The organism is Magnetovibrio blakemorei (genome assembly GCF_001746755.1).
GTDB lineage: Bacteria > Pseudomonadota > Alphaproteobacteria > Rhodospirillales > Magnetovibrionaceae > Magnetovibrio > Magnetovibrio blakemorei.
In genome coordinates, this window is the sequence record NZ_MCGG01000009.1 from 64,206 (window position 1) to 76,709 (window position 12,504).

The window sequence follows — 12,504 nt, forward strand, 5'->3', positions numbered from 1 at the left end:
GTCCCACACAATTAAATTAGGTTGTATTGATTTAAATCTATACAATTGCTTTGAAACAGACCCGTTTCAACACGCTATGACGGCAGGAGTGGTCATGCTCGATCGGACAGAACTTCACAGACAGTTTGCTCGGATTTTTTTACCCCAACCTCTCCAGTTGGTCGCCGCTCTTGCGCTGTTCACATTTTCATCGCTCCCTGCCTTTGCCTGTTCGCGTCTGCTCTGGAACGGCCCAGACAATCAAGTGATCGTCGGCCGGACCATGGACTGGGCATACCCCTTCGAAGATAACCTCTACATCATGCCTCGAGGTGACACCGTTACAGGTGGAACGAAGACCAACCCGCTGTCGTGGACCGTTAAATACGGCAGTGTCACCAGCTCGTTTTCGGGCTGGCTGAGTAAACAAGGACCGTTCACAATAGACGACGGCGCAGCGGACGGAATCAACGAAAAAGGCTTTGCCGCCCATTTCCTGTTTCTGTCCGGATCACAGTATGAAAAACGCAACCCCGCCAAGCCTGCCGTTAGCACATTGCGTTGGGTGCGTTATCTGCTTGATAATTTTGCCACGGTTGAAGAAGCTTTGGCCGGAATGGATCAAATTCAGATCGTTCCATCACATATCGGTTCCAACCCAATGGATTTTCACGTCGCCATCGAGGATAAATCCGGAGATTCTGCCATCATCGAATTTGTTGACGGCCAGCGGGTGATACATCATGGCCGCAACTTCACCGTGATGACCAACGATCCCCCTTACGATGTGCAGATACAGGAACTCAAACAATACAAACCGTTCGGCGGTCAAAAAGGCCTGCCTGGCAACATTGGATCTAATGAACGTTTCGCTCGACTCGAATATTTTTCCCGTTATCTCCCCCAAACCAAGGATCCGGAGAAAGCCGTTGCTCAAGTCTTCTCGGTCATGCGAACGGTCGCCTCACCCGTCGGCGCACCCTATCAAGATGGTGCTACCTACCCGACGTGGTGGTTCTCCATTTCAGACTTGAAAAACGGTGTTTACTATTATGACTGGGTGGAAAATTCCAATACGATTAAAGTAAATCTGAATTTTATCGACTTTTCCGAGGGCTCGGGGATACGCTGGCTTAACCCACGCCTCCCCGACATTTCTGGTTTGGTCAATGATCACTTCAAACCCATTACCGCCAGTGCCCAGTAGCTGGGAATTAAGAATATGAAGTCTCAAGACAAGTCATACTTGAAGGATTAAAGGCCGAGGAAGATTGATGTCCAAATCCAATACAGAACACGAACAGCCCATTGACTGGTGGACCATTCTCAGTGATCTGGAATTTCTGACGGATCCCTATCCAACCCTCAAGCGTTTACAAAAGCGCGGGACGCTGCACTTCGATCCCGAGACCAATATTTTTTTCGTCTTGGGGCACGATGGCTTTTCCCGCATTGTCAAAGCGCCACAAATGGGGCGCGATACGCGCAAGTGGAAAGGTGGCTGGAATTCCCCGGAATATCGGGACCGAGATCCCATCGGCTATCAACTCTATAGCGGCAGTCAGCCGCAGATGATCAACTGCGACGGCGATGATCACGCCCGTATGCGTGGGGTTTACGCCCCCGCATTTCGCGCCCAGATGATGAGCGATCTGGCCCCCATGATCAAAGCGGAGTCGGCGCGACTGATTGAGCAACTTCCCCTCGGCAAAACGGTCAACTTTATCGAGGCCTATGCGGCACCGCTGCCGTTGCGCGTATTGGGCAACCTGTTCGATATCCCGCCTTCTATGGACTCCGCCATCAGCAAATGGAGCTCCGCCCTCATTCGCCTTGCTGACATCATGATGTCCCCGGAACAAAAGCTTGAGGCGCTGACGGCTCAAAATGAGCTGAAAGCCTATTTGTCAGAACAGATTGCCCTGCGCCGCAAAAACCCTGGCGACAGTTTGATGGATATGGCCATTCGTGCCCTGGATGACGGAACCCTCAGCGAGGAAGAAACGCTTACCAATTTGGTCTCAATGTTCATTGCCGGGCATGAAACCACGGTCACATTGATTGGCAACGGCATGTTTCTGTTGCTCAAAAACTCCGACCAGATGAACGCTCTGCGCCAGGACAATTCCTCCATGCGCAGTGCCGTCGAAGAGTTTCTCCGCTTCGAACCGGGCGGCAATATGATTTTGCGGATTGCCCTTGAGGATTATGAACTAGAAGGTACAATCATTCCCGCAGGCGCCATGGTGATCGGCATGATCGGTGCCGTAAATCGCGATCCGAATAAATTTGATAATCCTGATCAATTCGATATGAACCGTTCGCCCAATCCTCAATACACCTTTGGCGGCGGTGCCCACATCTGTATTGGTGCACCCTTGGCCCGAATGGAAGCCCACATCGCCTTTTCCGCACTGTTAGAAAAATTTTCAACCATCGAACTTGCCGGAACGCCCCAGTGGCGTCTTGACCGGCGGAACGCGCGCGGCATGAGCAACCTGCCCGTTCGCCTGGAAATATAGTCATGCAAAAACGCGTTGGCATCGAAGCCATGAACCTTTACGGCGGCATCGCCAGCCTTGATGTGCTGGCGTTGTGCCGTCATCGCGGCTTGGACATGCCCCGTTTTGAAAACCTGCTGATGGAAGAAAAAACCGTCGCCCTGCCCTACGAAGACCCGGTCAGCTTTGCCGTCAACGCAGCCCGGCCTTTGATCGATCAACTGTCGCTCGAAGAATTAGCCCGTGTCGAAATGGTCATCACCTGCACGGAATCAGGTATCGACTTCGGCAAGTCCCTGAGCACCTATCTCCACCCCCTGCTCAACCTGCCGTCGAACTGTCGCCTGTTTGAAGTCAAGCAAGCGTGTTATTCGGGAACCGTCGGCGTGCAGATGGCGGTCAATTTTCTTCTTGGCCAAACCTCTCCCGGTGCCAAAGTGTTGGTGGTGACGACGGATATTTCCCGCTTTGCTCTCGCCGACCCAAACGCCATTCAGGAATGGGCTTATTCAGAACCCAGTTCCGGTGCGGGCGCGGTGGCCATGTTGCTTTCTGACACGCCGCATATTTTTGCCATCGACACGGGGGCATACGGCAACCACGCCTTTGAAGTCATGGACACCTGCCGCCCCGGCCCCGATACCGAGGCCGGAGATGCCGATCTGTCCTTGATGGCTTATCTGGACTGTTGCGACGGTGCCTTCAAAGATTATGCCCGCCGGGTCGAAGGGGCCGACTTTCGCAAAACCTTTGATTATCTTTCTTTTCATACCCCCTTCGGCGGCATGGTCAGAGGCGCCCACCGCCACCTGATGCGCAAACTCTTTAAGGCCGACCCCGACGAGATCGATGCCGACTTCGAACATCGTCTAAGACCCAGCCTTGCCTATGGAAAGCGTATGGGAAACAGCGCCGGTGGCTCGCTCTACGTTGCCTTGGCGGGCACCATCAACACCACCCCCCCCCTGACGGACCCGGTTCGCATCGGTCTGTTTTCCTACGGCTCTGGCTGTTGTTCGGAATTTTTCAGTGGCACCGTCACCCCTGACGGACAAAAGCGATTGCAGAACATGAACATCTCTGGCGCGCTTGAACGTCGCTACCCGCTCTCCATCGAACAGTACGAGGCCTTGTTGTTGGGAGACCAAGTGGTCCGCTTCGGTACCAAGGACGCCAAACTGGACTGCGACATCATCCCCGAAGTCTGGCCCCAATCCGCAGATGGGAAATGGCTTTTCCTCGATGCTGTTGAGGGATATCATCGCAAATACAAGTGGGCTTGACGCCGTTTGCCCCTCAGCCCCAACCTCCAACACCGCAAGGGAAAACCATTGGATAGCCAGGCCATTTCCGACGTATTGATCAAGATGATCCGCCGCACCGTCCCTGAATTGACAGATCACCCCATCAGCCGCGACGACGCGATGGCAGATTTGGGCGTGGACTCCATTGAACGCAGTGAGATTATCATTGCGACCTTGGAAACCATCGGCCTGGAAGTGCCTATGGTGCAACTGCACGGTCCAAAAAACATCGGCGAATTGGCCGATCGAATTCATGCCAAGCAAACCCCCTAACCGCTGCCCGCTTGCCATCACCGGAATTGGTGTGGCCTGTGGGCTGGGTCACGGCAAACGTGCACTTTGGGATGGCTTGCTCCGTGCGCCCAATTTGTTTGGCTTTCTGCAACGCCCCGGCCGCCAGTCCCAAGCGGGACAGCCCCCCTTCATCGGCATTGAGATGCCCGATCCACCCTCTATTTTACCCCCGCGCATCGAACGCACGGTGGGGTTAAGCGCGCGGATCGCGGTCTCGGTCCTCAACGAAGCCTGGCAGGAAGCCGACCTAAATTCGGTTGCCCCCGAGCGCATTGGATTGGTCATTGGCGGTTCCCATTTCGCGTCGCGTGAATCCGCCTTGGCAAGCGCTGCCGACTTGGAGCGCCCGGCCTTCATCCCCCCCCGCCACGGTCATATGTTTTTGGATTCGGACCTGAGCGGGGTCTGCACTTCTACGTTTCCCATTCGTGGGTTTTCCCAAACCGTTGACGCGGCCTCAGCCAGCGGCACCGTCGCGACCCTTCAGGCGATGGAGGCGGTGCGCTCGGGCCGTGTGGATGTCTGTATTGCCCTTGGCGGCATGCAAGACGTCTCTGCCTTAGACCTGCACCGCTTGCGCGCGCTGGGGGCCATGGGCTCAGAACGTTTTGCGGACATCCCAGAAGAAGCCTGCCGTCCCATGTCGCGCAACCATGATGGATTCATTTTTGGTGAATCATCGGCTGCCTTGGTCATCGAACGGGTAACCCCAGACCGCCCCCACTACGGTGTTTTGTCCGGCGGTGCACACATCGTCGACGGCCACCGGGGGCCGCAGCCTGACAGTGGCGGACAACAGCGTGCTGCCCAGATGGCGCTCGACGAAGCGGGGCTCGGCGGTGGGGATATTGATTATCTAAACGGTCATGCCACAGGCACTCCCCTGGGCGATGAAACCGAATTGGAAAGTTGTCGACAACTCGGCTTAAACGGCGCCTGGACAAACACCACAAAATCAATCCTTGGGCACGGACTATCCTCTGCGGGCAGCATCGAGTTGGCGGCGCTGCTGTTGCAAATGCGCCATGGAATTTTGCACCCATCGAGAAACTTATCTCCGCCTCTTGATGACACCTTGCGCTGGGTTGGAGGCTCGCCCCAACCCCACCAGATACAAAAGGCCCTGAAACTCTCGTTTGGTTTTAACGGCATCAACTCAGCCTTGATTGTCGAAGCGCCATCCCCAGGAGCACGTCAACCATGACCTTAGAAACCCTGAGCGTAGAATTTGATGCCGGCATCTGCCGGGTTCGCTTTGATCGCGCTGAAGCGGGCAACACCATCAACGCCAAGATGATTGATGAGATATCTGCCGTTTTACAGCGCTGCGAAGAACAGACTTCGCCGCCAATTACAATTTTGGTTCTGGAAGGCGCGCCGGATGTGTTTTGTGCCGGAGGCGACTTTGAAGCAACGGCGTCTAGCACCGAACCCGATGATCCCGAACCCCTCTACAATCTGTGGCTGCGCCTCACTCAAGCGCCCCTGATCACCATCAGCGTGGTCAAGGGCCGGGCCAACGCCGGAGGTGTCGGCTTTGTCGCCGCCTCCGATATCGTTTTGGCGGATGAAGGCGCGACCTTCGGCCTGTCAGAGTTGCTGTTCGGACTTTTCCCGGCCTGCGTCTTGCCTTTTTTAATCCGCCGGATCGGATTTCAAAAAGCGCATTACCTCACCTTGATGACACGACCGATCACAGCTGAAGAAGCGCTATCGTGTGGATTGGCGGATGCTCTGGAATCCCCGGTGGAAACGGGGCTGCGCCAACACCTGCTGCGTCTTCGCCATCTCGATAAAACGGCCATTGGCCGATACAAAAATTATATGAGTGAAACGGCGGACATTCTTCACCAGCGCAAAGCCCCGGCCCTCGACGCCAACCGCGCGCTGTTTTCAGATCCTAAGGTCCGGGCCAACATCAGCCGCTATGTGAATGAGATGAAACTCCCCTGGGAAAAATGACAGGGGAAAAATGACAAGGGATAAACTTAATTTGTTGATCCCGTGCGCAGATCCACAACACGCTGCACAGGCGGTCGCACCCCTGTCGACAACACAAACGGCGCCTGCTCACGGGCAACAAAAAAGTGATGTAACAGCGCCGTACTCAGCAAAAACAGGAACGTCTGATTCTCCTTGGTGCTGACCCCGCCGGGTGGTGCATTCAACACCTTTTCCGTCAAGCGTTTGGCGAATGTTGGGTTCACAAAAGGAATTTTAGCCAGTTCGGTGTCGGAGCGGATCAGGTCCAAATAATCCGGAGGAGCCGCGGCAAAGGCTTCTGCATCCGGAGCGCGGTAAGGGAATTTGCGCTTATCAACCACCGCAGCCGGCACTACGCCGCGAAAGGCTTCCCGCAGCAAACGTTTTTCCCGAAAACCGTCATCAAATTTCAAATTGGTCGCTGCCGCCAGTTCGATCACATGCGGATCAAGGAAGGGACAACGGTTTTCCACGCCGTGCGCCAAACTCATCCGCTCGCCCTGTGTCGACAGCAGATACCCCGGCAACAAGGTTTTATATTCCAGCCACTGAGCCTTCTCCACCGGGCTCATGGCTTGGAATTGTGGATCACCTGCGACCAGAGCCGTTATCTCAGCGAACGGGTCCGCCACAAGACCCGGTTGAATCAGGCGCGCGGAAAAGCGCCCGTTTTGAAACCGCAACTCATGAGAAAAAAGCCCCGCCATGTGTTCCGTCGAAAACTGCTGGTAAAGCCCCATCTTGGCGGCGTTGTCCTGATCGCCATAGTGAGACAAATGGGGATAGAGCTGTTTGAGCCGAGCGCTTTTCGCCTCAACGGACAAGTCCGACCAGGCTGCGCGCAACAGGGTCTCTTTAAACAAATCGTAGCCCAAAAACGCCTCATCGGCCCCTTCGCCACTGAGCACCACCTTAATTCCGGCCTCACTTGTCCGTTTGGACAGCAAAAACATGGGGATGAACGCACTGCGAAAGGCTGGAATTTCTGCGTGGTAAACCGCGTTCGGACAACTGTCGACAATGTCACTGTGGCGGATGGTTTGAACGACGTGGTGAGACTCTAATTGTTGGGCAACCAACTGCTGTTCAACGGACTCGTCAAATTCCTTGTCTTCAAATGCCACCGAAAACGTTGAAAGAGGCTGGGACGAAAGCGTGTTCGCCAGAGCGGCGACGATGGCTGAATCAACACCACCGCTAAGATAAACGCCGACTTCAACATCGCTGCGCAAGCGCAAGGCAACACTCTGAGAGACGGTGTCGCGAATTCTCTCCAGCGCCTCTTCTTCCGTCTTGAGGCGAATGTCCGTTTCAAAGCTCAGACGATAATAGGTGTGCTGTTCAAGGCTATCATTTTGAAAAGAGAGCCAAGCCCCAACCGGTAAATTCTTGATGCCCTTAAACCCGGTTTGCTCCGGCAGAGGAGTCCACTGCGCATATATGGCCGCCAGTTGTTCGGGATCTTGGGCGAAGGAAAATCCCGGAACGGCCAAAAACGCCTTCATCTCCGAAGCGAACAGCAAGGTGTTTTGATACCGGGTATAAAAAAGAGGGCGTTTTCCGTAGCGGTCTCGGGCAAGCACCAACCTGCGTTCGTGCCGATCATAAAGGGCGAAGGCAAACCCACCATTAAAGCGCGCGAGACATTCTGGCCCCCAGTGCAACCATGCTTGCAACACCACTTCGGTATCACAATGGGTCTGAAACGCAATTCCTGCCGCCTCCAATTCACGGCGCAGTTCTTGGTAGTTGTAGATTTCACCGTTGTAGCAGAGCCAATAGCGACCACTGGGATCGGACAACGGTTGAATTCCGGCTTCTGGGTCCAAAATAGCCAGACGCACCGTGCCCATGGCAAAATGATCATCGAGCACATAGCCAAGCCCATCCGGCCCGCGATGACCGATCGCCATCAACATGCCCGATACGGTTTCTGGCAAGCGCGCAACGGGTTGATCGGGATTAACGAAGCCGGCAATGCCACACATGAACGATCCGAAACTCTCTTTTAAGTGGTTTTTGCAGCGACTTTGGCGGCAACATATTTTTTGATTTGAGCGAGGCTGGTCAAGACGTTGCCCGTCATTTCTTCTTCGGTGAACTGAATATCATATTCCTGCTCCAAAAAACGACAGAGCTGAACATAACCGAAGGAGTCCATCACCCCCTCCATGAACAGGTTGCTTTCTTCGGGGAAAGTCTCATCGAACTCAATGAGAAACTGCTCTTCCATAAATGTGCGTATTCTATCCATGACATCCAACAAAATGAAAAAAACGATCGCTTGTGACCCAGCCCGTTTGAAACCGGACGTTCCATCATTATAGGCTTATGACGCGCCCCAACCAGAACCAATTCCGCACAAAAATGAAAAGGGTTTAAAATCTACCGCGAGACAGATTTCGGGCCATCAACCGCTCATACTGATCCCGTGGGTTTGCAAAGAGAGAGAGCAGCGCAAAACTGCGGTCTTTCTCGTCGGCAGGTAGATATTGTTTCACGATCCCGGCCAGGGAACCGGAAGGCCCAAGATCAATGAAATCGTACTCTGAGTCCGGTTCGCCCATCAGATTGTTCAGCGCTTCGACAAAACGGATCGGCTCCCTGCCGACACGCAAAAAATGGGCTACGCTGAGCGCGTCAACCCTTCCCCCAAGCAGAGAGGAGTAAAAAGGCGTGCGCGGCTTTTCAATGGAGAGTTTGCCAAAGATATCTTGCAAAGAATCAACGCAAAGGTTCATGGACTCGCTGTGAAAGGCGTGAGAAACCGGCAACAGCACGCTCACAACGTCGGCACCGTCCCAATGATCCCGGGCCGCTTTGATTAAATTCAGCGGCCCCGCAATGACAAAATGGTTGGTCTGGTAGCTGCTGACAAAACTCGTCGCATCACGTATCCAAGGCTCATCATCATAAATTTGGCGGGGGGCCAGCACCGACAGCATCGCGCCGGGTTCACAGTCTTGTTCAATGGAACGAGCGGATCGAACAATGGCACGCATCATGGCATCGCCATCCACAGCCCCCGCCACGACGGCGGCAACATATTCCCCCAAACTGCTGCCCAGCACGGCATCGGCGCGCACCCCTTGGGCCATCAAAGTCCGTGCCAGAGAAAGCTGTAACATGTACAACGCCGGATGGGTGATGCCCGTCTGATCAAATGGATCGCTGCGCCGCCATTGCTCCCCATAAAGCTCTGGCAAAAGAGAGCGCCCTGTCTCCTGACAAACGATGAGGTCCAGGGCATCCATAAAGCCCCTGAACGCCGCAACCCCGTCATACAATTCTCGCCCCATTTGGCGATATTGAGAACCCTGACCGGAAAAAAGAAAACAGACTTTTTTTCCGCCATCAGGCGTCCCCGTTCGTACGCTGGACTCTGTCGGTCGCATCACCTCCTCCGCCCCCATGAGATCTGCACGTTCATCATGGGCGGTGGGCATAGATGTGAGAGACCGGTGCACCACCCTGGGCCATCGGGTGGCTTTTAATCACCAAGGTGTAACCACGCTCTTCAAGCTCAGAAGAAATCAAACTCAGCTCCTCCGGGCCGCGGTGCACCTCAACCAACAATTGGCGGATGCGAGGCCAGAGCGCCGGACTGATGCCATCCAAAACCGCACGCTCTTGCCCCTCTGTGTCGATCTTGAGCAGATCAATGGTCTCAACACCGTAGCGCGCCACGATGTTGTCGAGCGTGTCCACATCGGCTGTAACCGTCTCGGTGCGAAACAACTGATCGATAAAGGCAGCGTCATCCAGCCGCTCGTGGGCTCCGGTCCGATCAATGATGGCGCGGACTTCCGGGCTTGCCCCTTCACCGAAAAGCAAATTGCGCAGTCCATCGGCCAGCGTTTGGCCGGACGCCGAATCAGCGGTCGACAGGGCCGTGATCGCCGGAAAATGGTCGAAGACGACCTGACCCGGGGTCGCGCCGAGGGCCATGCGGCAAACCTCAAGGTCACCGCCCATGGTGGCGGCATTTTGCTGCAAGGCTTCAAAGGCGCTCGGCATGGGCTCAAATGCAAAAAGCCGAGCGCTCGGACACAGGTCGCGCAAGCGCAGACAAAACAACCCGATATTGGCGCCGACATCAACGTAAGTCCCGCCAGCGGGCAAGGTCAGCCCGTACTGGGTCAAGTCATCTGAGGCGATCTCATGCCAACTGAATCCAACCTCATAGTCGTTTACGCAATAGACCTGTCGGCCATCAGGGAGTGTCGTCGTTTCAACGCTCATGGTTGCCTCCTATACGTTGCCGCGTGCATGACTAAGGCTTTTTAATCACATTTGGCAGGCCAGCGGCACCCAAGTAAACGGCCAGAATCCGAACAGGTTCGGTTCCCGGGTTAATACCCTGGTGCCAGTGATCCATGGCTTCCATAAAATCCGTGCCTGCTGGATACTTGCGAATGCCCGCATCCCCATAATCGACAACCGCTTCTCCCGACAGAACATAGGCGTAGAGTGGCACGCCGTGCTTGTGCCAAACGGTCTTTTCACCGGGTAAAATCGTCACAATGGCCGAGGTGATCTCGGCAGGTGTACCGCCAGGATAGAAAATTTCCTCACCAACCACCGACTTGGGATGGGAAAGAAGTGACTCAACACTTTTATAATCTTTTTTGACATCTTCAGCGTGGCCGGGAAGACTGCCAAGCATGCCAATCGTTGCCACAAAACTCAAAATTTGAATCGTCTTTTTCATATACAATGTCCAGGTATCCCTATTTCATGATCTAAGGCAGAGATGGAAGCATTGCATCTCCCATAACACATCAAGTTCCACCCTATGCGCAGACGTGTGCACAGGCTAAGGACCTATATGTAAACTAAGTTTTTGGGAGAGTATAGTTAAGCCATTGAAAGGCTTGGTGACCCCTACGGGATTCGAACCCGTGTTGCCGCCGTGAAAGGGCAGTGTCCTAGGCCTCTAGACGAAGGGGTCTCGTTGGAAGCACGCGTTAACTAAACGCTCAGAGAGGCAAAATCAAGCCTTTTGAGCAGATAATGTTATGTTTTTCCGCAACCCTACCCATTTTTCCCGAAATACCTCCCATTGGGGCCTCGACGCTACCTCTTTGGGGAGCTGTACGCGGGCGATTTTATCGCTAAACTGCGCTCCGGGAGAATTCACAGCATTTAAGGGGAGTATACCCATGCTCAAAGGTAAAGTCCTGATTGCACAGGGCGGCGGCCCAACGGCCGTAATCAATCAATCACTCGTCGGCGCGATTTTAGAATCGCGTAAATTTCCGGGAATCGAACATGTGTACGGCGCGCTTCATGGCGTCAGCGGTATCATCAATGAAGATTTCCTCGATCTCACCAAAGAATCCACGGCCAATCTTGAAGCGGTTGCCGCCACGCCTTGTTCGGCGCTGGGCTCCACCCGCGACAAGCCGGACGTGAAATACTGCCAAGAAATTTCCAAGGTTTTGAAGGCACACGACATCGGCACGTTCTTTTACATCGGCGGCAATGATTCTTCCGACGCCGCACGCATCGTTGCAGAACACGCTGAAAAATCGGGCCATGATCTGACCTGCATTCACATTCCCAAAACCATCGACAACGACTTGATGGTCAACGATCACACGCCGGGCTTCCCGTCGGCTGCCAAGTTTGTGGCGTCGGCCTTTGCTGGCATCAACCAAGACAACGCCGCCCTTAAGGGTGTTTACGTTGGCGTGGTGATGGGTCGTCATGCGGGCTTCTTGACCGCTGCGGCTGCGGGTGCACGTTTGTATGATGGTGACGGTCCTCACCTGATCTATTTGCCCGAAAGCACGTTTAACATGGCCAACTTCGTCAAAGACGTGAAAAGCGTTTACGACAAGTACGGTCGCTGCATCATTGCGGTGTCGGAAGGCATCCATGACGCCAAGGGCACACCCATCATCACATCGCTGATGAAAAACATCGAAAAAGACGCTCACGGTAACATCCAACTGTCGGGCACCGGCGCATTGGCTGACTTGCTGTGCGACCAGATCAAAGCAAAATCCGGGATCACCCGCGTGCGCGGCGATACTTTCGGTTACTTGCAGCGCTCGTTCCTGGGCTGCGTGTCTGATGTTGATGCCATCGAAGCCCGCGAAGTCGGCGAGAAGGCTGTGCAGTTTGCGCATTTCTCCGGCAAAAAGCACGGCACCGTGACCATTCACCGCACCGGCAACTACGCGGTTGAATACAAACTGTCGCCGATCTCCGACGTTGCCGCCAAGACCAAGGTCATGTCCAAAAACATGATCAACAAGGACGGTAACAACGTCACCGACGCGTTCATGAAGTACGTCACCCCGTTGTTGGGTTCCGGTGGTCTGCCGACGGTGTCGCGCTTGGACCGCTCCAATGCGGTGCCGAAAATTTTGGCGAAGAAAAAGAAATAAGCTTCGTTCACTTCAGCAAAATCGGCCGCTCTCAACACCAACGTGTTG

12 protein-coding genes and 1 tRNA gene are annotated in these 12,504 nt (G+C 54.4%); 7 read left to right on the plus strand and 6 right to left on the minus strand.

What is annotated here, in order from left to right; all coding sequences use genetic code 11:
- Nucleotides 1-94: 94 nt before the first annotated feature.
- The 6 genes from BEN30_RS03000 to BEN30_RS03025 all read left to right on the plus strand — a co-directional run bounded on the left by BEN30_RS03000 (nt 95) and on the right by BEN30_RS03025 (nt 6,040).
- Entirely contained in the window at nt 95-1,186 is a 1,092-nt protein-coding gene (locus tag BEN30_RS03000) for a linear amide C-N hydrolase (RefSeq protein ID WP_170826940.1), read from the plus strand.
- 67 nt (nt 1,187-1,253) lie between these two features.
- On the plus strand, nt 1,254-2,501 hold the full coding sequence (locus tag BEN30_RS03005) for a cytochrome P450 (RefSeq protein ID WP_069956866.1): 1,248 nt from the start codon (nt 1,254-1,256) through the stop codon (nt 2,499-2,501).
- Nucleotides 2,502-2,503: 2 nt separating this feature from the next.
- The gene (locus tag BEN30_RS03010; protein WP_069956867.1) at nt 2,504-3,763 is read left to right on the plus strand and encodes a hydroxymethylglutaryl-CoA synthase family protein; all 1,260 of its coding nucleotides are present in this window, start codon (nt 2,504-2,506) and stop codon (nt 3,761-3,763) included.
- A gap of 48 nt (nt 3,764-3,811) precedes the next feature.
- A complete protein-coding gene (locus BEN30_RS03015; RefSeq protein WP_069956930.1) occupies nt 3,812-4,057 on the plus strand; it encodes an acyl carrier protein in 246 nt (81 codons plus the stop codon).
- The gene (locus BEN30_RS03020; protein WP_069956868.1) at nt 4,038-5,282 is read left to right on the plus strand and encodes a beta-ketoacyl synthase N-terminal-like domain-containing protein; all 1,245 of its coding nucleotides are present in this window, start codon (nt 4,038-4,040) and stop codon (nt 5,280-5,282) included. The genes BEN30_RS03015 and BEN30_RS03020 overlap by 20 nt, the downstream gene beginning before the upstream one ends.
- Entirely contained in the window at nt 5,279-6,040 is a 762-nt protein-coding gene (locus BEN30_RS03025) for an enoyl-CoA hydratase/isomerase (protein WP_069956869.1), read from the plus strand. The genes BEN30_RS03020 and BEN30_RS03025 overlap by 4 nt, the downstream gene beginning before the upstream one ends.
- Before the next feature lie 26 nt (nt 6,041-6,066).
- Here the strand turns inward: BEN30_RS03025 and asnB are convergent, their stop codons facing one another.
- The 6 genes from asnB to BEN30_RS03055 all read right to left on the minus strand — a co-directional run bounded on the left by asnB (nt 6,067) and on the right by BEN30_RS03055 (nt 11,012).
- Nucleotides 6,067-8,049, minus strand: coding sequence for an asparagine synthase (glutamine-hydrolyzing) (gene asnB / locus BEN30_RS03030; RefSeq protein WP_069956870.1), 1,983 nt, complete (start codon nt 8,047-8,049; stop codon nt 6,067-6,069).
- A 20-nt stretch (nt 8,050-8,069) separates the two neighbouring features.
- A complete protein-coding gene (locus tag BEN30_RS03035; RefSeq protein ID WP_245648970.1) occupies nt 8,070-8,294 on the minus strand; it encodes an acyl carrier protein in 225 nt (74 codons plus the stop codon).
- Between the two features lie 145 nt (nt 8,295-8,439).
- Entirely contained in the window at nt 8,440-9,507 is a 1,068-nt protein-coding gene (locus BEN30_RS03040; RefSeq protein ID WP_069956872.1) for an acyltransferase domain-containing protein, read from the minus strand.
- Nucleotides 9,491-10,303, minus strand: coding sequence for an FkbM family methyltransferase (locus tag BEN30_RS03045; RefSeq protein ID WP_084004944.1), 813 nt, complete (start codon nt 10,301-10,303; stop codon nt 9,491-9,493). Before BEN30_RS03045 ends, BEN30_RS03040 begins: the two co-directional genes overlap by 17 nt.
- A gap of 31 nt (nt 10,304-10,334) precedes the next feature.
- Complete coding sequence (locus BEN30_RS03050) at nt 10,335-10,772, minus strand: cupin domain-containing protein (RefSeq protein ID WP_069956874.1); 438 nt, start codon at nt 10,770-10,772, stop codon at nt 10,335-10,337.
- Between the two features lie 164 nt (nt 10,773-10,936).
- Nucleotides 10,937-11,012 (minus strand) — tRNA-Glu (locus tag BEN30_RS03055).
- Nucleotides 11,013-11,223: 211 nt separating this feature from the next.
- Here BEN30_RS03055 and BEN30_RS03060 point away from each other — a divergent pair.
- Nucleotides 11,224-12,456 (plus strand): 6-phosphofructokinase, encoded by a 1,233-nt coding sequence (locus BEN30_RS03060; protein ID WP_069956875.1) that lies wholly within the window; start codon nt 11,224-11,226, stop codon nt 12,454-12,456.
- Nucleotides 12,457-12,504 lie beyond the last annotated feature (48 nt).